This window comes from Candidatus Rokuibacteriota bacterium (assembly GCA_030647435.1).
Taxonomy (GTDB): Bacteria; Methylomirabilota; Methylomirabilia; order Rokubacteriales; family CSP1-6; genus AR37.
The window spans coordinates 25095-50568 of the sequence record JAUSJX010000131.1; the positions used below are offsets into that span (position 1 = coordinate 25095).

Annotated in this window: 31 protein-coding genes, 1 tRNA gene and 1 other RNA gene; 21 read left to right on the plus strand and 12 right to left on the minus strand. The window is 67.3% G+C overall.

The features are described from left to right. The first annotated feature begins 12 nt into the window (after nucleotides 1-12). From atpD to Q7W02_22840, 18 genes are all read left to right on the plus strand, one after another. Complete coding sequence (atpD, locus tag Q7W02_22755) at nucleotides 13-1434, plus strand: F0F1 ATP synthase subunit beta (GenBank protein MDO8478959.1); 1422 nt, start codon at nucleotides 13-15, stop codon at nucleotides 1432-1434. Nucleotides 1435-1462: 28 nt separating this feature from the next. After that, nucleotides 1463-1879: a F0F1 ATP synthase subunit epsilon gene (locus Q7W02_22760; GenBank protein MDO8478960.1), complete on the plus strand. Its 417-nt coding sequence runs from the start codon at nucleotides 1463-1465 to the stop codon at nucleotides 1877-1879. Between the two features lie 136 nt (nucleotides 1880-2015). Then, complete coding sequence (locus tag Q7W02_22765) at nucleotides 2016-2402, plus strand: response regulator (protein ID MDO8478961.1); 387 nt, start codon at nucleotides 2016-2018, stop codon at nucleotides 2400-2402. Then, entirely contained in the window at nucleotides 2387-3148 is a 762-nt protein-coding gene (locus Q7W02_22770) for an HD-GYP domain-containing protein (protein MDO8478962.1), read from the plus strand. The genes Q7W02_22765 and Q7W02_22770 overlap by 16 nt, the downstream gene beginning before the upstream one ends. Next, nucleotides 3117-3947 carry a hypothetical protein gene (locus Q7W02_22775; protein MDO8478963.1) on the plus strand — a complete coding sequence of 277 codons (831 nt, stop codon included), beginning with the start codon at nucleotides 3117-3119 and terminating at the stop codon, nucleotides 3945-3947. Before Q7W02_22770 ends, Q7W02_22775 begins: the two co-directional genes overlap by 32 nt. Further along, nucleotides 3944-5377, plus strand: a complete 1434-nt coding sequence (locus tag Q7W02_22780; GenBank protein ID MDO8478964.1) for a histidine kinase dimerization/phospho-acceptor domain-containing protein — start codon at nucleotides 3944-3946, stop codon at nucleotides 5375-5377. Before Q7W02_22775 ends, Q7W02_22780 begins: the two co-directional genes overlap by 4 nt. 107 nt (nucleotides 5378-5484) lie before the next feature. Then, nucleotides 5485-5733 (plus strand): DUF507 family protein, encoded by a 249-nt coding sequence (locus tag Q7W02_22785; GenBank protein ID MDO8478965.1) that lies wholly within the window; start codon nucleotides 5485-5487, stop codon nucleotides 5731-5733. Between the two features lie 5 nt (nucleotides 5734-5738). Then, nucleotides 5739-6026, plus strand: a complete 288-nt coding sequence (locus Q7W02_22790; GenBank protein MDO8478966.1) for a DUF507 family protein — start codon at nucleotides 5739-5741, stop codon at nucleotides 6024-6026. After that, complete coding sequence (locus Q7W02_22795; protein MDO8478967.1) at nucleotides 6023-6616, plus strand: UbiX family flavin prenyltransferase; 594 nt, start codon at nucleotides 6023-6025, stop codon at nucleotides 6614-6616. The genes Q7W02_22790 and Q7W02_22795 overlap by 4 nt, the downstream gene beginning before the upstream one ends. Next, a complete protein-coding gene (locus Q7W02_22800; GenBank protein MDO8478968.1) occupies nucleotides 6613-7410 on the plus strand; it encodes a glycosyltransferase family 2 protein in 798 nt (265 codons plus the stop codon). The genes Q7W02_22795 and Q7W02_22800 overlap by 4 nt, the downstream gene beginning before the upstream one ends. Beyond that, a complete protein-coding gene (locus tag Q7W02_22805) occupies nucleotides 7407-8429 on the plus strand; it encodes a Gfo/Idh/MocA family oxidoreductase (GenBank protein ID MDO8478969.1) in 1023 nt (340 codons plus the stop codon). The genes Q7W02_22800 and Q7W02_22805 overlap by 4 nt, the downstream gene beginning before the upstream one ends. A gap of 5 nt (nucleotides 8430-8434) precedes the next feature. Then, nucleotides 8435-8641 carry a hypothetical protein gene (locus Q7W02_22810; protein ID MDO8478970.1) on the plus strand — a complete coding sequence of 69 codons (207 nt, stop codon included), beginning with the start codon at nucleotides 8435-8437 and terminating at the stop codon, nucleotides 8639-8641. 54 nt (nucleotides 8642-8695) lie between these two features. After that, complete coding sequence (locus Q7W02_22815; GenBank protein MDO8478971.1) at nucleotides 8696-8884, plus strand: hypothetical protein; 189 nt, start codon at nucleotides 8696-8698, stop codon at nucleotides 8882-8884. 69 nt (nucleotides 8885-8953) lie between these two features. After that, nucleotides 8954-10300, plus strand: coding sequence for an extracellular solute-binding protein (locus tag Q7W02_22820; GenBank protein MDO8478972.1), 1347 nt, complete (start codon nucleotides 8954-8956; stop codon nucleotides 10298-10300). A gap of 7 nt (nucleotides 10301-10307) precedes the next feature. Continuing rightward, the gene (locus Q7W02_22825; GenBank protein ID MDO8478973.1) at nucleotides 10308-11339 is read left to right on the plus strand and encodes an ABC transporter ATP-binding protein; all 1032 of its coding nucleotides are present in this window, start codon (nucleotides 10308-10310) and stop codon (nucleotides 11337-11339) included. A gap of 56 nt (nucleotides 11340-11395) precedes the next feature. Further along, nucleotides 11396-12244 carry a sugar ABC transporter permease gene (locus tag Q7W02_22830; protein ID MDO8478974.1) on the plus strand — a complete coding sequence of 283 codons (849 nt, stop codon included), beginning with the start codon at nucleotides 11396-11398 and terminating at the stop codon, nucleotides 12242-12244. Next, entirely contained in the window at nucleotides 12244-13092 is an 849-nt protein-coding gene (locus Q7W02_22835) for a carbohydrate ABC transporter permease (GenBank protein MDO8478975.1), read from the plus strand. Before Q7W02_22830 ends, Q7W02_22835 begins: the two co-directional genes overlap by 1 nt. Nucleotides 13093-13362: 270 nt before the next feature. Continuing rightward, nucleotides 13363-13572 (plus strand): hypothetical protein, encoded by a 210-nt coding sequence (locus Q7W02_22840; protein ID MDO8478976.1) that lies wholly within the window; start codon nucleotides 13363-13365, stop codon nucleotides 13570-13572. Nucleotides 13573-13621: 49 nt separating this feature from the next. Here Q7W02_22840 and Q7W02_22845 read toward each other — a convergent pair. After that, a tRNA-Leu gene (locus tag Q7W02_22845) sits at nucleotides 13622-13708 on the minus strand. A gap of 67 nt (nucleotides 13709-13775) precedes the next feature. On the opposite strand from Q7W02_22845, the gene smpB reads away from it, so the two are divergent. Then, a complete protein-coding gene (gene smpB / locus Q7W02_22850; protein MDO8478977.1) occupies nucleotides 13776-14237 on the plus strand; it encodes an SsrA-binding protein SmpB in 462 nt (153 codons plus the stop codon). 3 nt (nucleotides 14238-14240) lie between these two features. After that, nucleotides 14241-14595, plus strand: a transfer-messenger RNA (tmRNA) gene (gene ssrA, locus Q7W02_22855). 1332 nt (nucleotides 14596-15927) lie between these two features. Here the strand turns inward: ssrA and Q7W02_22860 are convergent. From Q7W02_22860 to Q7W02_22885, 6 genes are read right to left on the minus strand one after another with little or no spacing between them, the layout of a single operon-like run. Continuing rightward, nucleotides 15928-16698, minus strand: coding sequence for an amino acid ABC transporter permease (locus Q7W02_22860; GenBank protein MDO8478978.1), 771 nt, complete (start codon nucleotides 16696-16698; stop codon nucleotides 15928-15930). Between the two features lie 5 nt (nucleotides 16699-16703). Continuing rightward, nucleotides 16704-17360, minus strand: coding sequence for an amino acid ABC transporter permease (locus tag Q7W02_22865; GenBank protein ID MDO8478979.1), 657 nt, complete (start codon nucleotides 17358-17360; stop codon nucleotides 16704-16706). A gap of 36 nt (nucleotides 17361-17396) precedes the next feature. Further along, complete coding sequence (locus tag Q7W02_22870; protein ID MDO8478980.1) at nucleotides 17397-18203, minus strand: transporter substrate-binding domain-containing protein; 807 nt, start codon at nucleotides 18201-18203, stop codon at nucleotides 17397-17399. Nucleotides 18204-18247: 44 nt separating this feature from the next. Then, on the minus strand, nucleotides 18248-18976 hold the full coding sequence (locus tag Q7W02_22875; protein ID MDO8478981.1) for an amino acid ABC transporter ATP-binding protein: 729 nt from the start codon (nucleotides 18974-18976) through the stop codon (nucleotides 18248-18250). Beyond that, a complete protein-coding gene (locus Q7W02_22880) occupies nucleotides 18973-20343 on the minus strand; it encodes an aspartate aminotransferase family protein (protein ID MDO8478982.1) in 1371 nt (456 codons plus the stop codon). Before Q7W02_22880 ends, Q7W02_22875 begins: the two co-directional genes overlap by 4 nt. Before the next feature lie 22 nt (nucleotides 20344-20365). Beyond that, a complete protein-coding gene (locus Q7W02_22885) occupies nucleotides 20366-21052 on the minus strand; it encodes a GntR family transcriptional regulator (GenBank protein MDO8478983.1) in 687 nt (228 codons plus the stop codon). A gap of 217 nt (nucleotides 21053-21269) precedes the next feature. Here Q7W02_22885 and Q7W02_22890 point away from each other — a divergent pair, with 217 nt between their 5' ends. After that, nucleotides 21270-21392, plus strand: a complete 123-nt coding sequence (locus tag Q7W02_22890; protein MDO8478984.1) for a hypothetical protein — start codon at nucleotides 21270-21272, stop codon at nucleotides 21390-21392. 47 nt (nucleotides 21393-21439) lie between these two features. Here Q7W02_22890 and Q7W02_22895 read toward each other — a convergent pair whose 3' ends face one another. From Q7W02_22895 to Q7W02_22915, 5 genes are read right to left on the minus strand one after another with little or no spacing between them, the layout of a single operon-like run. Then, complete coding sequence (locus tag Q7W02_22895) at nucleotides 21440-22495, minus strand: hypothetical protein (GenBank protein ID MDO8478985.1); 1056 nt, start codon at nucleotides 22493-22495, stop codon at nucleotides 21440-21442. Between the two features lie 10 nt (nucleotides 22496-22505). Next, the gene (locus Q7W02_22900; protein ID MDO8478986.1) at nucleotides 22506-22709 is read right to left on the minus strand and encodes a hypothetical protein; all 204 of its coding nucleotides are present in this window, start codon (nucleotides 22707-22709) and stop codon (nucleotides 22506-22508) included. 39 nt (nucleotides 22710-22748) lie between these two features. Further along, nucleotides 22749-23039 (minus strand): hypothetical protein, encoded by a 291-nt coding sequence (locus Q7W02_22905; protein ID MDO8478987.1) that lies wholly within the window; start codon nucleotides 23037-23039, stop codon nucleotides 22749-22751. 2 nt (nucleotides 23040-23041) lie between these two features. Next, nucleotides 23042-24562 carry an ABC transporter substrate-binding protein gene (locus tag Q7W02_22910; GenBank protein MDO8478988.1) on the minus strand — a complete coding sequence of 507 codons (1521 nt, stop codon included), beginning with the start codon at nucleotides 24560-24562 and terminating at the stop codon, nucleotides 23042-23044. Then, nucleotides 24559-25467 carry a CoA ester lyase gene (locus Q7W02_22915; GenBank protein MDO8478989.1) on the minus strand — a complete coding sequence of 303 codons (909 nt, stop codon included), beginning with the start codon at nucleotides 25465-25467 and terminating at the stop codon, nucleotides 24559-24561. Before Q7W02_22915 ends, Q7W02_22910 begins: the two co-directional genes overlap by 4 nt. Nucleotides 25468-25474 lie beyond the last annotated feature (7 nt).

Genomic DNA, 25474 nt, shown 5'->3' on the forward strand with positions numbered 1-25474 from the left:
AAAGGATCGGTCATGAGCCAAGGCAAGATCGTCCAGGTCATCGGCCCGGTGGTCGACGTCGAGTTCGAGCCCGGCAAGCTGCCGGCCATCTACAACGCGCTCGAGGTGCCCAACGCGGGCAGCACCGACGTCTTCGCATACTCGGCCAAGCTCGTCCTCGAGGTGGCGCTGCACCTGGGCGAAGGCCGTGTTCGCGCCGTCGCCATGGCGGCGACCGACGGGCTGACGCGCGGCATGCCGGTCAACGACACGGGGCAGCCGATCACGATTCCCGTGGGCAAGGAGACGCTGGGACGCATCATCAACATCACGGGTGAAGCCGTGGACAAGGCGGGGCCGCTCACGGCGACCAAGACCCGGCCGATCCACCGGCCGGCGCCCTCCTTCGAGCAGCAATCGACCAAGGTCGAGATGTTCGAGACCGGCATCAAGGTCGTGGACCTGCTCGAGCCGTACACGAAAGGCGGCAAGACGGGTCTCTTCGGCGGCGCCGGCGTCGGCAAGACCGTGCTCATCATGGAGCTCATCAACAACATCGCGAAACAGCACGGCGGCATCTCCGTCTTCGCCGGGGTAGGGGAGCGCACCCGCGAGGGTAACGACCTCTACCACGAGATGAAGGAGTCGGGCGTCCTCGAGAAGACGGCGCTCATTTTCGGCCAGATGACCGAGCCGCCGGGCTCGCGCCTGCGCGTGGCGCTCACGGGCGTGACCTCCGCCGAATACTTCCGCGATGAAGAGGGCCAGGACGTCCTCCTCTTCATCGACAACATCTTCCGCTTCACCCAGGCGGGCTCCGAAGTCTCCGCGCTCCTCGGCCGCATGCCCTCGGCCGTCGGCTACCAGCCCACGCTCGGCACGGAGATGGGCGCGCTCCAGGAGCGCATCACGTCGACCAAGAAGGGATCCATCACCTCGGTGCAGGCGATCTACGTGCCGGCCGATGACATCACCGACCCGGCGCCCGCGGCGGCGTTCGCCCACCTGGACGCGACGACGGTGCTCTCGCGCCAGATCGCCGAGCTGGGGATCTACCCCGCCGTCGATCCGCTCGCCTCGACCTCGCGGATCCTCGACCCGGTCATCCTGGGCGCCGAGCACTACGCAATCGCCCGTGCCGTGCAGTTGATACTCCAGCGCTACAAGGACCTCCAGGACATCATCGCCATCCTCGGCATGGAAGAACTCTCCGACGAGGACAAGCTCACCGTGTCGCGCGCCCGCAAGATCCAGCGCTTCCTCTCGCAGCCGTTCCACGTGGCCGAGACCTTCACCGGCCAGCCGGGGCGCTACGTCAAGCTCGCCGACACGATCCAGGGTTTCAAAGAGATCGTGGACGGCCTCTGCGACGACCTGCCCGAGCAGGCGTTCTACATGGTCGGCGGCATCGAGGAAGCGCGCGAGAAGGCCCGCAAGATGGCCGAAGTGAAGTAATGTCGTTCGAGCCGAGACGCTGAGTAGAATGCTCTTCGAGCTCGCGACTCCGACGCGGATGCTCGTCACCGCCGAGGTTGACGAGGTTGTCGCGCCGGGCGTCGAGGGTTACTTTGGCGTCCTGCCCGGACACGCGGCCTTTCTGACCACGCTGGCTCCCGGAGAGGTGGTCTATCGCAGCGGCCAGCAGGAGCACCACCTGGCCGTGGCGGGCGGGTTCGCCGAGGTGCGCCCCGAGCGCGTGATCATCCTGGCCGACCACGCGGAGCGGCCGGAGGAGATCGACCGGGAGCGTGCCGAGAGCGCCCGCCAGCGCGCCGAGATGCGCCTGCAGGGCAAGGGCCCCGACGGCTCCGCGGCGGAGATCGATTTCGCCCGCGCGCTGACGGCCCTGGCCCGCGCCCTGACGCGCCTACTCGTGGCTTCGCGCTCCCAGTCGCAGTAGCGGCATGCCCCGCAGGCGGTGCAGCCGGAACGTCTGACCGCCCAGTTCCCGAGGCAGAAGCGGCGCCCGCCGCTACGCAACCCTCCGCCGCATAACGGTCTCGCGCATGGCATGCCGCTCGCAAGTCAACGCGGCCATGACGACCATCCTGGTAGTGGACGACGAGCCCTCCATCGTGGAACTGGTGCGCTTTACGCTCGAAGACGCCGACGTGCGGGTGGTCGAGGCCTCGGACGGCGCCGAGGCGCTCATTCTCGCGCGCCGGATCAAGCCGGACCTGGTGCTCCTCGACGTGCAGATGCCGCGGCTCGACGGCCTCGAGGTATGCCGGCAGCTGAGGCGTGAGCCCGCCTTCGCGCGCACGCCCATCATCATGCTCACGGCCGCCGGCCAGCAGGCAGACCGAACCCGCGGCCTCGGCGCCGGCGCCGACGAGTACCTGACCAAGCCATTCTCGCCGCTGGCGCTCCTGGCTCTCGTCGAGGCGCTCCTGCCGGAGACGCGGTCGTGGCGGCCGACGTAGCGCTGGCTCAGGCTCTGGCCTACGCGCGCGACCTCAAGAATCTCTACGAGGTGGCGCGGGTGCGCGAGGAGGAGACGGTGCGCGCCCACGACAAGCTCCGCGCCGCCTACCAGCAGTCGCTCGCCTACGCCGTCGATCTCAAGAAGACACACCGGCGGCTGCAGCGTTCCATCCTCCAAAGCCTGCTCGGGCTGGCCAACGCGCTCGAGGCCAAGGACGAGTATACGCGCGGACACTCGGACCGCGTGGCGGCGCTGGCGCGCCGGCTCGCGCTCGAAGCGGGGTTGACCGTGCGGCAGGCGGAAGTGATCGCCCAGTCCGGTCTGCTCCACGACCTGGGCAAGATCGGCGTGCCGGAGCACATCCTCAGGAAGCCCGGGCCACTCTCCGAGGAGGAATGGGCCGTCATGCGGCGGCATCCGGTCACGGGATCCCAGATTGTGGCGCCGCTCGAGTCCTTCGCGGAGGGCGCCCTCATCGTCCGCCATCACCACGAGCGCGAGGACGGCAGCGGCTATCCCGACGGGCTTTCCGGCGAGACGATACCGCTCGGCGCGCGCGTTGTCGCCGTGGCCGACGTCTACGACGCGCTCACTTCCGAGCGGCCGTACCGGCGCGGCCTGACCCACGCCGAGGCCCTCGAGCGGCTCGCGGCCGAGGCGGGGCGTACGCTCGACGCGCGGCTCACGAGGCTCTTCTCCGACATGGTCGCCCATGCGCCTCCTGACTGGCCCGTTCGAGACTGAGCGGGCGGCGCGCGCGCCGTCGATCGCGCGCCCGCTCGCCGTGGTCGCCGCCACGGCGGCGCTGGGCGTAGGCGCGGGCCTGGCGGCCGAGACTGGGCTTGGCGCGGCGGGCGGGATCGGCCATGCGCTCGCCAGCGCGTCGCTTCATGCGGGATTTCTCGCCGCCGGGTGGGTGGTGGCTCTCGACGGACGGGAGGGCTGGCGCGGACCGGCGCTCCGCGGGGCGGCGGCGCTCGTCCTGGCCGCGCTGGCCGCCCGGGTCTCTCTCGCGGGCGCGCTGGCGTATCTGCTCGTGCCGCTCGTCCTCGCCCGTGACGCCGGCGCGTGGCGCCGTAATCTCGAGCGGATCGGTTGGCGCCTACCTCACGCACCGCGCGCCATCCTCCTGGGAGCGGCGGCGGGGACCTTCCTCGGGCTTCACCTGATCATCGCCGCTTCGCTCACGCTGGGGTACGCGGTCTCCGTGCCCGACGGAGGCCGCTACCTGGCGGCGCTCGCCTACGACGTCGGGGTCAATGCGCTCACGGCCGAGTGGCTCTTCCGCGGCGCGATCTTCTCGGCCCTTTGGCGGCGGTGGAGTTTCTGGCCCGCCGCCGTGGTCTCTACCGCGTGCGCGCTCGTCCGCTATCTCCTCGACCCCGCGCTCCCTCAGGCGATCGAGGCCATGGCCGGCGCGACCTTCTACCTGTCGCTTCTGGGGCTCGCCTGCTGCGCGCTACGCGCGTGGAGCGGCAGCCTCGTGCCCGGCTACTTCGCCACGATCGCCTTCTTCGCCGCCTACCGGGCGCTTTTCGTGTGATCGCGGGCCCGCTCGGACTGGTGGCGCTGATCGCTGCGGCCATCGCCGCAGGGACAGGCGACGACGGATCGCCGCTGCGCCACCTCTATCTGCTTCCGGCGCTCTGGGCCGCATGGGCCCGAGGCGCTCACGGCGGCGCGCTGGTCGGGCTCCTGGCCGGGTTTCTCCAGGCGCCCTTGATCTTTCCCCTGATCGAGCGGGCCGGCCTGTCGAGACCCGTAGTAGACGGTCTCGTCTCGCTCACCATCCCGCTCGCGATGGGGCTGACCGTGGGCCGCCTGGTCGATCAATCGCGCGGCCGCGGGGCCCAGCTCCGCGCCCTCCTCGAGATCCAGCGGAGCCTGGCCGGCGAGACGACCTTCGGCGCGCGGCTGGCCCAGGTCGCCGCCCTCACGCGTCGGGCCCTCGGCGTGGACAGGGTGAGGCTCCTCCTGGATGCAGGAGACGGCGCCCCGCTGACGGCGAGCGCTCCCGACGCATCGCAGCCCGCGGACAGCCCATCGAGCGGTTCGGCGACGCCCTGCCGGCGGCTCGTCCTGCCGCTCGACGCGGGACAAGGTCCGGTGGGCACGCTCACCATCGAGCGAAACAGGGATCTCGGAGCCTCCACCCGCGGCGCCGCGCAGGCGCTGGCGCTCCACGTGGCGCTGGCGGTCGAGAACGCGCGGCTGACGGAGCGCCAGCGGCGATTCGCCGAGGAGCTCGAGGACAAAGTCGCCCGGGCCACGCAACGGCTGCGCGAGATTGACCAGGCCAAGAGCGAGTTTCTCTCGGTGGTCTCGCACGAGCTTCGCACGCCGCTGACCGCGCTCCAGGGGTTCAGCGAGCTGCTCCTCGCCCGCGACGTGCCGCCCGACCGCGCGCGTCGCTATCTCCACCACGTCCAGACCGAGTCGCAGCGCCTCGGGCGCATTGTCGCCGATCTCCTCGACCTCTCGCGGATCGAGTCCGGCCGCGGGCTCTCGCTGCGCCGCGAGCCGTTCGATCTCCGCGAGCTCGTCGAGTGCAATGTCGAGGTCTTCGCGTGCCAGCACGCGCTCCATCGCTTCGACTTGAGCGTGGCCGCGTCGCTGCCGCCGCTCTGCGCCGACCGCGATGCGGTGGACCGGATGCTCAAGAACCTCCTGTCCAATGCCGTGAAGTACTCACCGCGCGGCGGCCGCGTCCTCGTGCAGGCAAGACCCGCGGCGGATCGGCCGGGCCTGGTCGAGCTGGCCGTCGAGGACGATGGCGTCGGCATCCCGGCCGAGGCCTTGCCTCGCATCTTCGAGCCCTACGTGCGGATCGCCCACCCCGAGACCGCGGCGGCCCCCGGGCTTGGCCTCGGCTTGAGTCTCGTCCGGGCCTTGGCCCACGCCCATGGGGGCCTCGTCGAGGTCGAGAGCCTGCCGGGGAAGGGCTCGCGCTTCCGGGTGCTTCTGCCGGCCTGAAAAGCCCGGATTTGGCCGATTTTTCGGCCAGTTCGCTTGACACCTTCCGAGGCGTGCGTGTAGTCTCAAGCGGGCCTATGTCCAGGCGTGACCAGATCGCGGGAAGGATGGCGGAGGCCGTCGTGAAGCGGCTGGTCACCCGGAAGCTCGCCGATATCAAGGACGAGCCCCGGGCCCGGGAAGTGGTCCGCCAGATCCTGGCCGAGAACTTCCTGGCCGAGGAGAAGATCGAGGCCGAGGTCAAGGCCCTGCTCCTCGAAAACGCCAAGCTGATCAAGGACTCGGCCTCCGACTACAAGCGCCTCGTCACCCTGGCCAAAACCAAGCTCTCCCGCGAGCGGGGGTTCATCCTGTGATGCGGATGAGCCGCGAGCGCCTCTTCGGCTTGGCCGAGCGCATCGTTAGTGACCTCGCGGCCGTCGAGGGCGTCGTCATCCGGCAGATCGCCGACGAAAAGGTCCGCACTCACTTGAGAACCGAGATCTTCCGGGTGCTCGAGGACGAGGGCCGCCTCGAGGAGACGGTGGACCAGGAGGTCCGGAAGACGCTCGGAAGCTACTCGCGGCCGGCGCCCGAGGGCAGCGCAGAGTGGGAAGTCCTCTACAACAAGACGCGCGACGAGGTCTACAAGCGGAGGCTCAGGCTGTGAAGCGCATCGTGGTCGGGATCAGCGGGGCCTCTGGCGCCGTCTACGGCATCCGCTTCCTCGAGCTCCTGCGCGGGCTGCCCGACGTGGAGACGCACCTGGTCGTGTCGGACCCGGCCAAGCGCACCATCGTAGAAGAGACCGACTGGGCGGTGAAGGACGTCCTAGCCTTGGCCACGCGCCACTACGACAACAAGGACATCGGCGCGGCCATCGCCTCGGGGTCATTCAAGACCGACGGCATGGTCATCGTGCCGTGCAGCGTCAAAGCGGCGGCCTCCGTCGCCCACTGCTTAGCAGACAACCTGCTGACGCGCGCGGCGGACGTGACGCTCAAGGAGGGGCGCCCGCTCATCCTGGTGGTGCGCGAGACGCCGCTTCATCTGGGCCACTTGCGCGTCTTGGTGGCGCTCGCGGAGATGGGCGTGGTCATCCTGCCGCCCATGCCCGCCTTCTACAACCGGCCCAAGCAGATCGAGGACCTCGTGGATCACACGCTCGCGCGTGTCCTCGACAGGCTCGGCCTGCCACAGCAACTGGTCACGGAGTGGCAGGGTACCAACCGGCGCATCGACCCGCCGCAGCGCGGGTGAGCGGCATCGCCTCCGGCTTCGCTCGCGTGCCTGCGGCCGCGCTCGATCTCTCCATCGTGGTCCCGGTCTACAACGAGGAGGAGAACCTGCCGCTCCTCTGGCCTGAGATCCGCGAAGTCCTCGCTCCGACAAAGCTCAGCTACGAGGTCATCTTCGTCGATGACGGCAGCCGGGACCGGAGCGCGGAGATCGTGCGGGCCTTCCACGAGCAGGATCCTCGGGCGCGCCTCGTGCGGCTCAAGGCCAACGCCGGCGAAACCGCGGCGACCGACGCCGGCTTCAAATCCGTGCGCGGCCGATGGGTCGTGGTCATGGACGCCGACCTCCAGAACGACCCGCACGATATTCCGGGCATGCTCGCGCACCTGGACCAGTGGGACGCGGTGACGGGCTGGCGGGTCAACCGGGGCACCGGTGACTCGTGGGTCCGCCGCGCGTCGTCACGCGTTGCCAACAGGGTCCGTAACGCGCTCACCGAGGAGACGGTCCAGGACAGCGGGTGCACCTTCCGCGCCTTCAGGCGCGAGTGCCTGCGCGACCTGGTCCTCTACAAAGGCTTCCACCGCTTCGTCCCGACGCTCCTCAAGATGCGCGGCTATCGCGTGCTGGAGGTGCCGGTCAACCACCGGCCGCGCCGATTCGGCGAGTCCAAGTACGGCATCGGCAACCGCGCCTGGAGCGCCTTCAAGGATCTCCTGGCGGTGCGCTGGATGAAGGACCGCCTGCTGCGCTACGAGATCGCCGAGGACCTGGGCGGCGAGGGCCCGAGCGACGAGAGGAGAACGCGCGAGTGAAGGTGCTGCTGATCGGGCTGGGGCGCTGGGGTGAGAAGCACCTGCGTGTGCTGGGCGAACTGGGCTGCGAGGTGTGGGTCGCCGACGTGTCGGCGGAGCGCCGGGCTTTCGCCGTCAAGACGGGCGTGCCCGAGGCGCGCGCGGTCGCCGATTTCCGCGCCGCGCTGCCTCACGTGGACGCGGTCGACCTCGTCACGCCGGCCGACAACCATCTGGCGCTCGCGAGCGAGTGCCTGCACGCCGGCAAGGACTGCTTCGTCGAGAAACCGCTGACGCTGACCGTGGCCGAGGGGCGCGCGCTGGCCGACGTGGTGGGCTCGACCACGCGCATCCTCCAGGTCGGCCACATCTTCCGCTTTCACCCGGTGACCCAGTTCATGCGCGAGCGGGTTCGGAGCGGCGCGGTCGGCGCCGTGCGCTACTGCACGGGGCGCTTCGCGGGCTTCAAGCGGCCGCGCACGGACGTGGGCGTGACCCAGACGGACGGCATCCACTACTTCGATCTCTTCGCCTATATGCTCGGCGACGCGCCGACGGCGGTCACCGCCACGCTCCGGGACTTCCTCGGCCGCGGGATGGACGATCTCTCGTTCTGCTCCGTCGAGTATGGTCACGTCCCGACTTTCATCGAAGCCGGCTACTTCGCGCCCGGCACGTATCGCGACTGCGTTATCGTGGGCGAGAAGGCAACGCTGGCGGGCGATTTCGGCACTGGCGAGGTGCGCGTGCTCCAGAATGTCCACATCAAGGAAGGCGGCGGCTGGCAGGCGCCGGAGGGTGCCGTCGAGACCCACAAGGCGTCGGGACAGGAGCCGCTCGGCCACGAGCTCACGCTGTTCCTCGAGTCGGTGGCGACGCGGACGCCGCCGGCTGTGGACGTCGAGGCGGGGCTCACCGCGCTCAGGGTCGTGGAAGCCGCCCACGAGTCGTCTAGGCTCGGCCGGCGGGTGCTGTTGTCGGAGGTGGGCTCGCTGGGGGTGGTGCCGAAGGGGCGATCTGGCAAAACGGCTCTGGAGTGAAGTCCGTGAGCGTCGAGCTGGTCTGGGAGCCTGCCTGGGAGACGTCGATGATGTCGACGCGGCCATGGAGCGCCGCGGCTGGGCCGGGTGACTGCGCCACCGAAGCCATGGCTCCCGAGGACGTGGCGGCCGCCACCCCTGCGATCTCCGGAGCCGAGACGCCTTCCTCGCTGCCGGTGCGCTCGTCCTTTCCACGCTCGTTCTGCGGGTGACGGGCGACCTCATCCCGTTGCCCCCGGCTCGCCCAGTGGGGAGGGGTCCTCAACGTGGCGGGACTTCTGCTCTTCTTCGCCAACACGGCCTATATCATCACGAACAAGACGGTGGCGAGGACGATGGAGAAGATCCCGCGCAGGATGCGGGTCTCGGCGGGGCGCGGGGCCATGGCTCGACGCCCATTCGACCATGAGGCGCGCCGGCACCGCGCTGTTGACAGGTCCCCGCCCGCGACTTAGGATCGTCCCGGGCGGGAAGCTAACAGTGCCTTCGTGGTGCGGTCCTTAACCTCGAGGAGGGCGAAGATCATGGCAGAGCAGACGGTCGACAGGCGGCGGTTTCTCAAGGTGACGGGCGCGGGGGCGGGGGCGCTCGCTACCGGGCTCGGCGCCAACATCATCATCCCCGGCCGCGCCCACGCGGCGAAGAAGCTCCGGATCCTCCAGTGGGTCCACTTCGTCCCGGCCTACGACGACTGGTTCAACAAGAAGTACGCGGTGGAGTGGGGGAAGAAGAACGACACCGAGGTCACCGTGGACAACATCGGCATCGCGGGCATCAACCCGCGCGCGGCGGCCGAGATCTCGGCCCAGAGGGGCCACGACCTCTTCCTCTTCAACTGGCCGCCGCCCACCTTCGAAGAGCAGACGGTGGACATGAAGGACGTCTACCAGGAGGTCGAGCGGAAGGCCGGCAAACCCATCGACCTCGGGGTCAAGAGCACCTACAATCCGAAGACGAAGAAATACTACGCCTTCTCGCCGTCCTTCACGCCGGACCCGGTGAACTACCGGCAGGACCTCTTCGGGGAGGTCGGACTGCCCAACGGCCCGAAGACCTGGGACGAGGTGCGCACGGCGGGCGCGAAGATCAAGAAGCAGTTCAACAACCCCGTGGGCATCGGCCTCGCCAACGAGATCGACACCGGCATGGCCATGCGCACGATCATGTACGCGTTCGGCGCCCACGAGCAGGACGCGGCCGGCAATCTGACCCTGAACTCGAAGGAGACGCTCGAGGCGATCAAGTTCGTCAAGGCCCTCTTCCAGGAGGCCATGACCGCCGAGGTGTTCACCTGGGACGCCTCCTCGAACAACCGCGCGATGATCGCGGGCAAGATCTCGCTCGCGCTCAACGCGATCTCGATCACCCGCACCGCGGAGAAGCAGGACCCCGAGATCTCCAAGAAGATCCAGCTCACGAAGGCGCTGCGCGGGCCGGTGCGCGCCATCGGCCTCGAGCACGTCATGCAGTGCTACGTGGTCTGGAAGTTCGCCGAGAACATCGAGGGCGCCAAGAAGTTCCTCGTTGACTACACGACCGACTTCCGGCAGGCCTTCGTCGCCGGCGAGTTCTACGACTTCCCGTGCTTCCCCAAGACCGTTCCGGACCTCTCCAGGCTGATCGCCAAGGACCCCAAGGGCCACCCGCCCGACAAGTATAAGGTGCTCGAGGACGTCCTCGAGTGGGCAACGAACGTGGGCTATCCGGGTTACGCGAACGCCGCGATCGACGAGATCTTCGGCACCTGGGTGCTCAACGTGATGTTCGCGAAGGCGGCCAGCGGCTCGGCGACGCCGGAGGAGGCGCTCAAGGAAGCGGACACCGCCTGCAAGCGGATCTTCGCCAAGTGGAAGGAGAAGGGGCTGGTCTAAAGCGCCGGTGGCGATCGTCGAGGCCAGGGGGGTCAGCAAGCGGTTTGGTGACGTTCGGGCGGTGGACGGGGTGGACCTGTCCACCAAGGAGGGCGAGTTCCTCGTCCTCCTGGGGCCGTCGGGGTGCGGGAAGACGACCTTGCTCCGGATCATCGCCGGACTGGAGCGGCCGACGGCGGGCGAGATCCTGATCGGGGGGCAGGCCGTCAACGACCTGCCCCCGCGCGCCCGCAAGATCGCGATGGTGTTCCAGTCCTACGCCCTCTACCCGCACATGTCGGTGTTCAAGAACATCGCCTTTCCCCTGAAGGCCCAGGGCCTGGCGCGGGACGAGATCCCGAAGAAGGTCGAGTGGGCCGCGGCGCTCTTCGGGATCGAGCGGCTGCTCGAGCGCAAGCCGCGACAGCTCTCGGGCGGTGAGCGCCAGCGGGTGGCGCTGGCGCGCGCCGTCGTGCGCGAGCCTGCCGTGTTCCTGCTGGACGAGCCGCTCTCGAACCTTGACGCCAAGCTCCGGGCCTCGGCGCGGGACGAGCTGCAGCAGTTCCAGCGGCGCATCGCCACGACCACGATCTACGTCACGCACGACCAGATCGAGGCCATGGGGCTCGGCGACCGTATCGCGGTCATGCAGGGCGGCCGGGTGCGGCAGATCGGGACGCCGACGGACGTGTACGACGAGCCGGCCGACACCTTCGTGGCCGGCTTCCTCGGCTCACCGCCCATGAACCTCGTGGAGGTGCCCGACGCGCTGGTGGGCTTCCGCCCCGAGCACTTCCTGCCGCGGGCCGCCCTCACGGATGCCGCGAGCCTCACCGCGCTGCCGTTCAGGATCACGCGCATCGAGTATCTCGGCGCCGACCGGCTCCTCTACGGCGTCCTCGAGGGCCGCTTCGAGGGCGCGCGGGTCATCGCGCGGCTCGCCACCACGGTGGAGGTGACGGTGCAGGCGGGGCGCACGCAGGAGTTCGGCGTCCGGGCGCGAGATCTCAAGTTCTTCGACAAGGCGACGGGCCTCCGAACCGCGGCCCGGCCCCTGTGAGCGGGCGGCGCAGGCTGAGCTTCCTGCTGGATCGGGACGAGTGGCTCGGGCCCTTCATGATCGGGCCGGCCGTGCTCTACATCGTCCTCGTCCTGGGCGTGCCGTTCCTGCTCGCGCTCTACTACAGCGTCAGCGATATCAGCATGGGCAGCCGCACGCTCGGCTTCGTGGGGCTCAAGAACTTCGCGAGCGTCGTCCAGACGACGAAGTTCCAGACCTCGCTGAAGAACACGTTCGTCTTCGCGATCGTGTCCCAGATCCTCGTGGTGGTGCTGGGCACGGTGCTCGCGCTCGCGCTCTCGCGCGACTTCCGGGGCAAGTGGTTCGTACGCCTGCTGATCCTGCTGCCCTGGGTGGCGCCGATCTCGCTGGGGACGATCGGCTGGCTCTGGATCCTCGACTCCACCTACAGCGTGATCAACTGGACCCTGGAGGCGCTCGGGCTCATCGGCGCCGACGGCTGGTACATGTGGCTGGGCGTGCCGTATCTGGCCATGGGGTCTGTCATCTTGATCCAGGTGTGGCGGATCCTCCCGCTCGCCACCGTCATCCTGCTCGCGGGACTCACCTCGATCCCCCACGACATCCACGACGCCGCCCAAGTGGACGGTGCCGGCTTCTTCCGGCACCTGTTCCAGATCACGATGCCGCTCATCCACCCGATCATGCTCGTGGCGGGACTCTTCGGCCTCGTCTTCGCCTTCACCGACATGATCGTGATCTTCGTGCTCACGCGCGGCGGTCCCTACGACACCACCCAGGTGCTGGCAAGCCTGGCCTTTTTCACGGGCATCCAGGGAGGCGACATGGCCGAGGGTGCGGCAATCGCGGTCTTCCTGTTCCCGCTGCTGGTGGCGGTGGCGATCGCCTTCCTCCGCGCCGCCCGCCGGACCGAGGTGATGTGATGGCGGCCGAGCGGGCGCGGCGCTGGGGGTTCCGGGCCGGGCACTTCGGGATCGTCGGCCTCTTCACCGTCTTCACGGCCTTCCCCTTCTACTGGATGCTGATCACCATGTTCAAGCGGGAGAGCGACCTGCTCAAGCGCGCCAACAACCCGTTCGTCTACAACGAGCCGCCGACGCTCGAGAACATCCGCGTCCTGTTCGAGGAGACGCTCTACGGGCGGTGGCTGGCCAATACGCTCTTCGTCGGCCTCCTGGTCGTCGTGATCACACTCGTCCTGGCGCTGCCCGCGGGGTACGCGCTGGCCCGGCTGGCGGGGCGCTGGGGCGAGCCTCTCGGCATCGGCATCTTCCTCACCTACCTGGTGCCACCGACGCTCCTGTTCATTCCGATGTCGCGCGTGATCGGCGACCTCGGGCTCCAGGACTCGCTGTGGTCTCTCGTGCTGGTCTACCCGTCGTTTACGGTGCCGTTCTGTACGTGGCTGCTCATGGGCTTCTTCAAGGCGATCCCGCCCGACCTCGAAGAGGCGGCCATGATCGACGGCCACAGCCGGCTCGGGGCCTTTGTGAAGGTGGTCGTGCCGCTCTCGATGGCGGGCATCCTCACCGTCATCATCTTCACGCTCACGCTGGTGATGCAGGAGTTCGTCTACGCGCTGACCTTCATCACCGCCGCCCGGAACTACACGGTCAGCGTGGGCGTGCCGACTTTCCTGGTCCACGGCGACGTGTACTTCTGGGGCTCGCTGATGGCGGGCTGCTTCATCGCGAGCGTGCCGATCGCCATCCTCTACAACTTCTTCGTGGACCGCTTCATCGCCGGCTTTACGGTCGGCGCGATCAAGTAGGCGCCGCCACCCACGGCTCAGCAGCCGAGGCCCCTGGCGCGGCCGAGCGCCCCGCCCTCGCGGATGAGGCCCGACCGCCAGTCGACGACGGTGCCGAAGATCGCGAACGCCAGCGCCTTGACCCGAGCGAGGCTCACTGGTCTACCGTCCCGAAGAGACGAGAGAAGGCCGGGACCGGGGGATACCGGGAGATTGCCGGGCCGGCGATCGCCGATCCTGAGGGCAATGCGCGGCGGCATTTCCTGGGCGATAGCCGCTGAACGGCTCAGCGTGAGCCGTACGGTAACCGGAACGGTTCGGGGAAAGCTGCTCATGCTGGGGCATGCCAGCCCCCAGATGCCGTTCAGCGTGTACGCGCGCTACATCCCGAACCGGACGCGGCGGGACGGCAGTGCTCCCGTGCGAGGCATGGAGGGGATGGAGACGAGCACGAACCCTGCGGAGGCGGCCGCTGCGGTACTCCCGAAATACTCCCGCTGACGTTCGGGCCGACCGAGTACACTAAGCGGCACGCCCGCTGAGCAATCTTTGGTGCCGAAGGGGGGATTTGAACCCCCACACCCTTGCGGGCACATGGCCCTGAACCATGCGCGTCTGCCAGTTCCGCCACTTCGGCTTGGGAAGCCTCACTAGAATACCGAGCGAGCCCGTGAAGTCAAGGGGCACGCGGGTTTCGGGACACCATGGCCGCTGACAAGGTCATCAGCACGAACCGCAGGGCCTACCACGACTACGAGGTCCTTGAGACCTACGAGGCCGGCATCGTGCTGCGCGGGACCGAGGTCAAGTCGCTCCGCGAGTCCCAGGTCAACTTCAAGGACTGTTACGCCGCCGTCGACAACGGCGAAGCATGGCTGATCGGCTGCTACATCGCGCCGTACCACCACGGCACCGACGCCAACCACGACCCGGAGCGGCGGCGCAAGCTCCTGCTGCACAAGAAGGAGATCGGGCGGCTTCTGGGGAAGGTCGCCGAGCGCGGGTTGACCCTGATCCCGCTTCGTCTATACTTCAAAGGTGGGCGCGCCAAGTGCGAGCTGGGGCTGGCGCGCGGCAAGAAGCTCCACGACAAGCGCGCGAGCCTTCGCGAGCGCGAGGCGAAGCGCGAGATGGCGAAAGAAGCACGGGCGCGGCAGCGCGCCTGAAAGGGGGGCGACCGGTTTCGACGGGGATCAATGAAGCGCAGGTGGCATCCCGAGGTGCTCGCTCCTCGTAAAACTGTGGGCACGGTCATAGCTGCCGACAACCAGCTAGCTCTGGCGGCCTAACACCCGCCAGCGTCCTCCGCATCGGGTCAACGGGGTGCGGGTTCGGACGTCATATTCCGGGGACTGGCTCCGAACCCCGCTCTTGGGTGAGGGGCGAGACTTTTAGGAGCTGGCCGCCCTGACAACCAGCCGGTTGGAGGGATGGGTGGCGAGAGCACAAGACAACCGGCTATGGATGTAGATGCCTGTCGCGGAGGGTTTCCGGACGTGGGTTCAATTCCCACCGCCTCCACCATTCGGGGCCCGCAGCGTAAGCGCGCTGCGGGCCCTTTTGTTTCAGCCGGGGCCTCGATGAGATCCAGGACCCGGAGGGCGGTTTCGGCCTGGTAGTAGGGCTTCCCCACCTGGAAGGTGGTTCTCAACAACAGTCGCTTCTGTGTGACGCAAATAGCAAGGAAGCAAAGGTCTCACGGCCAAAGTTCGAGTTGTTGGGAACTTAGGCCATCCGAGTCTAGCGGTGTCTGGTCCGGGATAGGCCTCTTGATCAGCGGGTCGCCGATTTCTCGGTTCGACAGCAGTTGCCCGCGGCCCTCCACACCCAGGCTTTGGCGCCGCCGCTTGTCAGACCGATAGCTTTCGCCAGGGACGAGGGCCGCGGTTGCCAACGATCGGCGAAACATTTCTGCGGCAGTAGCTTTGCCGAAACTATCGGCGACCATGCCCCGCGAACGCTATGATGGGCGACGCTTACCGCCCACTATCCGCTTGATTGTCAACGATGTGTGACGATGGCCGGGTATGGTCTGGACCCGTCCGATCGACTGAAAATCCTGGTGTCGGCGGTTCAATCCCGTCCCTGCCCTGCTCGACGTCAACTACATGTGAGGAGCGCAGATGTAATTGTCGTCGAGCACTGCCCACCATTTTTTCAAAAGGTTGGCCGCTTCGAAATTCCCCCTGGATTGAGTTTGTGCCCAGATTTGTGCCCAAGGCAGGCACACTCCAGCGCATTGCAACGCACGTCAGTGGTTTAGGCCGTCGCGGACCCCTTCCTCCAAGATCCTAGTGGAACGCGCTTTACTAACCCGCTCCTGTCTTCTTCTTTGGAGGCCGGGTTTGACTTGTCCCATGCGCGCTGCCGGGATCCGCGCGCGATGCCACAGGGAAGGCCGGGTTCGGATGGGCTTTGGCGGGACACCGGCCGTGCAACACGAACTGCTGATGGGGCTCGCGAGGGTGTTCGCCGACGTAACCGGCCGGGGTGTGGCAGGCCTCGTACCGTCTTCGGGCCCTGAGGCTTGGGTGAGATCCTCAACAGCCACGAGTGGCAAGGACGCCGACCGGGAGGGCGGCGACCGGGAGTCATCCGAGGGGTCACGAGAGGCCGCTTTGCCAGCGAGCTGATGCGCAGCCCGGTCTTCTCTGATACGGCTGATACGAGGCTACCGTGTCAGCACGTCTGGTCAGTTGGGCAATGTCCGAGTGGGACCAATGGCGGCGGAGGACACGTCGCTGGATATCGAAACGCTCAATGTCGCCTCAAGTCGTGATGCTCTCGGAGATCGACGATCAAGGCCACGTTACCGCAGAATCCTCTCGCGGATCTCAGGCGCCGCTGGACGATTACTCACTCCGGGCGCCGGAAGTCGGACCCTGTCACTCGGCCGAACACGCTGGTGACCGTCCGCACGCCCCAGGGCCGGTCACGCACCGTGAGGGCACCCGCTCGCGTCTCCGATCCCGCGCCGTCGGGCACCGCGAAGCGGCGCTCCAACGCGGCACTCGCGAGCGAGAGTGCGTAGCAGCAGACGAAGTAGACGATGGCCACGAACCCATAGATTTCGTACGAACGGTACACGCGGTTGTTCACATTGTTGGCTGCGCGGAAGAACTCCGTCACGCCGATGATGTAGACGAGCGAGGTGCCCATGAACAGCGCGATGAACCGGCTCACGAGGGCCGGGCTCATGTGCCGCAACGCCTGGGGCAGCACCACATGACGCATGGCTTGGAGGTAGGTGAGCCCGATGGCGCGGGACGCCTCCACCTGTCCCTTCGGGATCGACTGGATCCCGGCTCGGATCACCTCCGCCATGTAGCTCGTGTTAAACAGGATGAGGGCGAAGAGCGCCGCTTTCACGGGGGTCGTGGCGTGACCCGTGAGCACGGGCACGAGAAAGAACGCCCAGAAGATCACCATGATCAGGGGCACGGTGCGGACAATGTCGATATAGAGAATGGCCGGCCACCGCACCCACCACCACGGGGAAAGCCGCAGCATCGCGAACGCGGCTCCGCACACGAAGCTCCCCGCCATGCTGACCGCCGCTAGGATGATCGTCCACCGAAGACCGGTGAGCATGTAGGGCAGGTTCTCGACGATGACGCGGAGATCCACGGCGATCAACCCACCCGGAGGTCCAGCCGCACCAACCGCTCGATCGCGGCCATGAGCAGCACGATCGAGGAGGCGAGGAGTACGTAGAGGATCGTGATGGCGGTGGCGGCCTCGAAGCCGCGGAACGTCAGGGACTCGATCTGCTGGGTCTGGAACGTCAGCTCCGTCACGCTGATGGTCATGGCGATGGACGAGTTCTTGATGACGTTGATGAACTCGACGCCGAGAGGTGGAATGACCCGCATCAGGGCCTGCGGCAGGACGACATGGCGGAGGGCCTGGAACGGCGTCATGCCGAAGGAGCGCGCGGCCTCGATCTGTGTGCGGGGAATCGACTGCAGGCCCGAGCGAATCACCTCGGCGATGTACGCGCTCGTGTAGACGGTCAACCCGATCACGGCGGCGGGGAAGGCTTCCAGACCGACCGCGAAGTACCAGAAGAAGAGCTGGACAATCAGCGGGATATTCCGGAAGAACTCGACGTAAGCACCGCAAAGCCACCGGACGGGCATCACCCCCGCCCGGCGCCCGAGCCCGAGCACCCCACCCAGGACGAGACTCAGTACCATGCTCAGGGCGGAGATCTGCACTGTTAGGAGCAGCCCCTGCCAGAGCAGGTGCCGGTAGACCAGGAGCACGCCCCAGTCGAACTTGTAGGCCATGGGGCCGCCTCGCGGGCGCCCGAGATCGCTAGGGCGCTAGAGCTTCCAGGGGAAGATCCGCAGGTCGTGATCGGGATCGACGCCGAAGAGCTTTCGGTGGACGGCCTTGTAGGTCCCGTCCTCCCACATCTCGATGAGCGTGAAGTTGATGAAGTCCCGCCACTTGGAGTCGTTCTCGCGGACGGCGATCCCCATCGGCTGCTTGGCCGTCGCGCCGCTCACCACTTCCAGCTCGGGATGCTCCTTCGCGAAGAGGTAAAGGGGAATGTCGTCGTCCACGTACGCATCGGCCTTGCCCTGCTTCACCGCCAGCACCGCCTGCGGCTTGTCCTGGAAGACGAGCGTCTTGGCCCGCGGCTGCTCCTGCAGGGTCTTTTTCTCCCACGGAGTGCCCTGGGTGAAAGTCACGGTCTTCCCGGCCAGGCTCGCGTAGCCCTTGATCCCGCTGCCCTTCTTGACAAGGAAGCTGCCGCCGCTCAGGAAGTACGGGATCGTGAAGTCCACCACCTTCTCGCGCTCGATCGTGATCGTGAAGCTCGCGGCCAGCACGTCGATGGTGCCGCTCGACAGCATCGGGATGCGGTTCGCGGACGTGACCGGACGCAGGTCGAGCTTGACCCCCAGCTTCTTCGCCACGTAGTTCATGATCTCGATGTCGAAGCCGACGAGCTGCCCGTCCTTGTCTGTGTAGCCGAACGGGGGATAGTCGGCCTTGACACCCGCGATCAGGGTCCCGCGCTTCTTCACGACCTCGAGCGTGGACTCCTGCGCCGTCGCCGAGCCCGCCCAGACCACCATGAGAGCCGCCACCAACACCGCCGTGAGCACCCGTGTCACTCGCATCGTCGTTCCCTCCTTGTGGGATGCCCTTTCAGGGCGGTGGGCCATCAATGAACCAGGATCTTGCCGAGGAACGCTTGTGTACGGGGATTGGCCGGACGAGCGAAGAAGGCCTCGGGCGGCCCCTCCTCGACGATGCGGCCCTCGTCCATGAACACGATGCGGTCGGCGACCTTCCGCGCGAACCCCATCTCGTGCGTGACCACCACCATGGTCATCCCGTCGCGCGCGAGGCCGACCATGACGTCCAGGACCTCGGTGATCATCTCCGGATCGAGCGCGGAGGTGGGCTCGTCAAACAACATGATCCGGGGCTGCATGGCGAGCGCGCGGGCTATGGCCACGCGCTGTTGCTGGCCTCCCGAGAGCTGGCTTGGAAAGGACTCCGCCTTCTCGGGCATGCCCACCCGCGCGAGCAAGGCCCGGGCCGCGCGCTCGGCCTCGGCGCGCGGCTGGCGCCGCACGATGACCGGCGCCAGGGCGATGTTCTGGAGCACGGTCATGTGCGGGTAGAGGTTCAAGGACTGGAATACCACGCCGATCTCCGCCCGGAGCCGGCCCAGGTCGGTCTCGGGGGCACCCAGCACCCGGCCGTCCACGATCACCTCGCCCTGCTGGACGTGACCGAGGCCGTTGATGCACCGAAGCAGGGTGCTCTTGCCGGAGCCGGAGGGCCCACAGATCACGACCACCGCGCCCGCGGCGACCTTGAGGTCGATATCGCTCAGGACCTGGTGGGCGCCGTACCACTTGCTCACCCCGTGGAACTCGATCACCGAGAGCGGCTCAGCTCCTCGACGGCCGCGGTGAGCCCGCGGTCGAGAATGTCGGCGGCCCGGTCCAGCTCGCCATGGGTCGAGTAGAAGGGAGGCACGAAGCGAATGACGCTCCCGTTCCGGCGCACGCTGAAGAGGAGACCGCCGGTGAGGCAGTGGCGGGAGAGAGCCTTCCCCATCTCGAAGTACGGTTTCTTCGAGTGGCGGTCCCGCACCAGCTCGATGCCCTGGATCAATCCCCGGCCGCGGACGTCGCCGATCACCTCGTGCTTGGCGGCCAGCTCTTCCAGCCGGCTCCGCCAGTACTTCCCGACCTCCTGCGCGCGCTCGGGCAGGTTGTCGCCGACGATCACGTCGAGGCTGGCAATGGCGGCGTTGCAGGGCAGCGGGTCGTTGGTGTGCGAGTGCCCGATGACGAGCCCGCGCTCCGCCACGACCTCCTCGATCTCGGGGGTCGTGAGCACCGCGCTGATCTCGATGCCGCCGCCGAAGTGCTTGGCGATGGTGAGCAGGTCCGGAATCACGCCCTCCTGCTCACAGGCGAACATGCTGCCGAGCTTGCCGAGCCCGGTCTGCGACTCGTCGAAGATCAGGAGCATGTCACGCTCCCGGCAGGCCTGCTTGAGGGCGCCCAGCCAGCCGGAAGGGGGCTCGATGACGCCGCCCGCGCTGAACAGGGGCTCGGTCATGACGGCAGCCAGGCTGCCGGTGGACTGGGCGTCCAGGACCTCCATGCTCCCCTTGAGACAGGCGATCTCGCACTTGGGGAAGGTGAGGCCGATCGGACAGCGATAGCAGTAGGGAGCCATGATGGCGTAGCTGCCGGGGGTCATGGGTCCGTAGCCCTGGTGCCAGCCCGCGAAGGTGAGCGATCGGCTTGCCTCCGACATCCCGTGGAAGCTCACGTGCGGGCTCGCCACCTCGAAGCCCCCTGTGTACTTCTTGGCGATGGCGACGGCCGCCTCGTTGGAATCGCTCCCCGAGCCGAGGAACATGGATTTCTTCAGCGGTGGCGGAGCAATCTCGCCGAGCCGGCGGGCCAGCTCGATCTCCTTCACGTTGAAATAGCTGCTGCTGGCGTGGATCAGCGTGTCGCAGCTCTCCTTGATGGCGTCCACGACCGTGGGGTTGCTGTGGCCGAGGGCGGAGCACATCTGCCCCGAGTTGAAGTCCAGGTACTCCTGGCCGTTGACATCACGGACCACTGAGCCCCGGCCTTCCGCGAGGACGGGACCGCTGAAGCTGCCCTTGTCCATGCGGCCTCGGAAGCTGTACTCGCGCGCGATCTCGAGCCACTGCGCTTCGGTGCGCGTCTCCTGCGGGCGGGCGAGCGGCTTCGTCGTCGAGTCGGTAGGCTTGGCGGTCATGGTATCTCCTTGTGTCCCCGGCTCACGCGAGCTGGGGGTTCTGTCTGAGAAGGTCAGCCAGCGCCCGGTAGGCGCGCTCCGCACTCAGCCTCGCCTGGCGGCCGGCCGCGGCGGCATCTCCCTGGACGAGCGCGTCGAGGATGCCCCGATGCTCGTCGAGCGAGACCCGGAGCCGACCCGGCAGCGACATGGCGAGGTGGCGGTACCGCAGCGTCTGTTTGCCCAAGTTCTCCAGGAGGTGGATCAACTTCCGGTTCGGACACACATCGCGGATGACCTGGTGGAACTGGAGATTGAGGTCGTAGTAGTGGTGAACGTCGTTCACCTCGACCGCGTGCCCCATGTCCTCGAGGATCCTGCGCATGCGCTCGACGCCGTCGGACCCGATGTGGGGAGCGGCCCGGCTCGTGTAGAGATCCTCCAGATAAGCTAGGATCTCGAACGTGTCGGTGACCTCCTCGGAGGTGATGGCCGCCACCTGCACACCCCGAGGGCCGTTGGACACGAGTCCCTCACGCTCCAGCATCCGCAGCGCCTCGCGGATCGGAGCCCGGCTGACCCCGAAGGCCGTGGCCAGCTCCAATTCGACGAGCCGCTCACGCGGCTTTCGCTTCCCGGTGATGATCTCGCCCTCCAGCCGGGCCGCGAGCTCGTACGCCCGCGATGAGGCGGGTAGTCTCGATGTCTTCTTTGTCTTCTTTCTGGTCAACCGTCTTGTCATCCTTTTTGTCGACCGTCTGCGGCGAAGGTAAGGCGATCGACCGGCACAAGTCAAGGGCGAAAGTTATCCCGGCTTATGGACGGCCGAATCTTCTTCGCCGGGAGGTAAGGTCATTGGGTATGTAAACGCAGAGAGGGCGGTGTAGCCTTCGGTTCGCGACCAACGAACCCCCGGCGCGCGAACGCCAGAGAAGGAGACACCGCCCATGAAGGGGCCGAGCATCGCGGAGGCAGCGGAGTCAAGACCCGAATGGGAGACCCTGGAGGCGTTCGCGCGGCAGGGCATCCAACGGCTGCTGCAGCACGTGCTGGAGGAAAACGAGTTGTGACCGCCCAGGCGACGCTTCGCGCCGGTCCCGACGAAACGCGTCCCTCTTCAAGACGCGGCGACCTGCCGGCTCACGGCCAGCCCCACGGCCATGTTCGGAATCACCGCGGAATGCTTGCCAGGACCGCCGGCGACGAGCAACAGGATGGCCTCCGGGCCGGGAATGATCGGCAGCCGCGCCTCATCGTCTGCAATGGCCTGCATCCAGCGCGGCCAGTCGTGCATCTGCCACATACCGCCGCGCTTGAGATCACGCAACGAGCGGCGGGCGGTCTCGTACAGCATCCGGCGGACGTCGGCCTTCGTCAGGCCGTCACGATGGATGGTCGCCGCGTGCTCGGGGCCGAGGACGACCGCGCATTCGCTCTCGGCGAAGTACCACTTCGTGTTGCCGCCGAGCGACGTCAGCGTGTCGGCTATCACGCCCAGTACACCAGCCGCGGTCGTGCTCACGTGATCATTGACGTTGTGGGGCGACTCGCCGCCGAACACGGTGACCACGCTGTCATTGCGCGCGAAACCGCGCTCGACGTGCAGCGGCTCCCAGGGATTGGCCGCTTCGTTCTCGGCGATGCAGTACGAGTACTTCGACGGCTGCCCCTGCGTCGCCATGTCGCCCTCGCCGGGCCACCCACCGCCGATGTTGAGGAGCACAAGCCGGATGGCACGGCCGATGGTGGCGTTGGCGTGGTAGCCGGGACCGAACACGCCCGAGCCGGAATTCATCCCGAGCCGGCGGGCGATCGGCCCGTTGACGATCACCAGCGGCGCGACGGGATGGGTGGTGGCCTGCACGCTGTACAGATTGAACTTCGGATCGCACATCGCCTGGATTGCCGCCACGACCACCGGCATGAAGGCGGGGGCGCAGCCCGCCATCACGGCGTTGACGGCGACCTTCTCCAGCACTGCCTCCTCCCATGACGGTGCAATCTTGCCGAGGGAAACCGCCGGATCCAGGTCGACGGCCGACAGCATCGCGGCCACCCGCTCCTCGGTCGGCGGCACGATCGGCAGGCCGTCGGTCCATCGGCGTGAGCGGAAGTACTCGTTCAACTCCTCGTAGCGGTCGCTGACCTGCACCCGGCTCGAGACGAGATTCACGCTGCCCTCCTCATTTCTGCGGCATGAGCTTGTCGAAGGCTTCGACCGTCTCGGCCACCCGCGTGCCGACCTCCTCGGCGCGAAGCCCTCCCAATGGATGTCCGATGAAGAGCACCGGCAGGTCGGGCAGCCCCAAGCCCTCGCGCTCCCGCCGCGCCATCGGCTCGAAGGGATGGGTGCAGATGGCGGCCGCAAGGATGCCCTTGCCGTGCAACTCCGCTGCGTCGTGGATACTCCACGACGTACACGCCCCTCAGTCCCCGGAGCCCGTAAAGACGACGTCGCACTCCTTCGAGAGTGCCTCGATGATCTCCGGCGCCGCCGGCGTGGCGGCGTTGGCCTTGCGTCGCACCGTGACGCTGGCGGCGCCGTACCGCTCCACCAGTACATCGCCGAACTGCCGCGCCAGCTCGGCGAAGTTGGCCTTCGTGTTGTCGAGAAAGCCGATGCGCTTACCCTGCAGGCTGGCCGGCAGAGATCGCCCCGCCGCCGCCGACTGGCGCCACTCGGGGACGGGCGTGAGAACGGTAATGGTCGTCTCCACGGCTATTTCTCCTTCTCGACGGTGTCGAGCCAGAGGATCGCCTCCGAGCGGGGACGGAAGCCCTTCACTGACCCGGTCATCGCCGACACGCTGCCGGGCTGGAACAGGTAGATAGCGTTCGGGCCCTCGTAAAGGAGCTCCGAGATCTTCTGCAACATCTTCTCGCGCGCAACTGGCGTCGACGCCTGGCGCGACTCGTCGAGCATGCGGTCCACGCGCTCGTCGCAGAAGAGCTTGGTGCTGTTCTGGCAGCGGTTCAGGTTGACGACGAAGTCGAAGTCGAGCGACGGAAAGTATGTCCAGCGGAGCAGCACGAGGTCGCTGAGTGTCCCGCCATAGAGGTGCTTGGCGAAGGAGCCCTGGTCGACGGTCTGCAGCTTGACGCGCACTCCGACCTTGGCGAGGTCACCGACGATCGCCTCGATCACCTGCTTGTCATTGGGATAGAAACCGACGGTGCCGAACCAGGTCGCCTCGAAGCCATTCGGGTAGCCAGCCTGCTTGAGGAGCTCCCGCGCCCGCGCCGCATCGGCCGGAAACGGCTTGAGCGCTGGGTTGTAGCCGAACCCGTCCTGCCCGACGTTCTGGCCAGCGAGCGGCTTGCCGTAGCCGTGCAGCACGTATTTGATGATGGCGTCCTTGTCGACCGCGTAGTTGAGCGCCTGTCGCACCTTCGGATTCGCAAGCGGACTGCCGGCCTGCGTGGAGCCCTTCAGAGGAATGACGTAGCTCCAGCCCGTGTAGGACGCGGCGGCCTTGAACCCGTCCTTCTCCAGACCGGCCGCCTCGTCAGGAGGCACCGGGTTGATGAAATCGACGTCGCCGCTGCGAAGCGCGGCGATCCGCGTGCCGTTCTCCGGCAGGTGCTTGAAGATCACGGTCTTGACCTTTGGCATCGGACGCCAGCCGTTGTCCACGGCCTCGAGCTTCACGTGCCCGTTGCGCCGGAACTCTGCCAGCCGGAACATCCCAGTCCCCACCGGCGCCTCGGCGAAGCCGGCCGGCCCCTTCTCCTTGGCGTACTTCGCGGGCAGGATGAACACGACCGACACCGTCTTCGCGATGTTCGGATCGGGCGCGGCGGTGACGATACGTACCGTGAGCGGATCCACGGCCTCGACGGCCTTGATCGTCGGCACCCGGTTCTTCACGGCCGCCTTGGTCGCCGGGTCGATGACGCGGTCCAGCGTGAACTTCACCGACTCCGAGGTGAACGGCTCGCCGTTGTGAAACTTCACCTTGTCGCGCAGCTTGAACTCCCAGGTGGTGGGATTCAGGCGCTTCCACGACACGGCCAGGTTGGGCTGGGCGTCGTTATTGTCGCCGATCACGGTGAGGGCGTCGTAGAGCGCGTAGTACGACGGCATCCAGGTGGTGCTCCAGAGCAAGTGCGGATCCATCGTGTCCGGGATGCCGGACAGGCCGATCGAGAGGGTGTCGCGGTCGGCACCGGCGGCGGTGGGCCAGAGCAGCCCCACGGTGATGAGCAGGACGGACAGAAGCGTGACGGCGCGACGGATCACAGGCGTCTCCTTTCGAGCGGTTGAACGGTGCGGAACCGGTCAACGAGCGCGAGCGTGTCACGCGCGGACCGGACGTGGGCGTAGTCGATGAGCTCGCCGCGGAATCGCACGCCGGCCGAGCCGGCACGCTCGGCGGCGGCCATGGCCTCGAGGACCCCGCGACTGTACTCAATGTCGTCCTTCGAGGGCGTGTAGACCTCATTGACGATCGGCACGTGGGACGGATGGATGACGAATTCGCCGCGGTATCCGAGCTGCCGGTTGCGGAGCGCGTGGGCGCGCAGGCCGTCGAGGTCTTCGATATCGGTCCAGATACCCGAGATCGGATACTGAATACCGGCCGCGCGCGCGCCGACAACGATGCGCGAGCGCAGGTAGAGGCTCTCGATGCCGTCACGCGTCCACACGTACCCGATCGCGCGGTTGATGTCGCCGCCGCGCGCGGTCCCACCCATGATCGTCCCCACGCGCGGCGAGGCGGCGCAGATGTCGTACGCGTGCTCGATGCAGTTGGCCGTCTCCGCGGTGATCACCAGCTCGATGCGCCGGTCGGGAATACCGCGCCGGCGCTCGAGGTCGGACAGAAAGGTGTCGATGATCCGCACCTCCTCTGGTGTGTCGACCTTGGCGAGCACGATGCCCGTGAGCGCAGGGGTGGCCACCGCGTCGAGATCCTCGAAGAGCATTCCTGTCGCCATCGCATTCGTCCGTACGAAGCACGGGACTCCGGCGTCGGCGACGGCGTCGATAGCGGCGCCGATTCGCGCCCGCGTCGGCGCCTTGAGATCGTCCGGAAGCGCATCCTCGAGGTCGAGGATGATGGAATCGGCCCCGAGCCCGCCGGCCTTGGCGATCCACCGGTCCTTCTGGGCCGGGATGAAGAGCATCGTTCGGTAGAGCTGCATGCGGTCG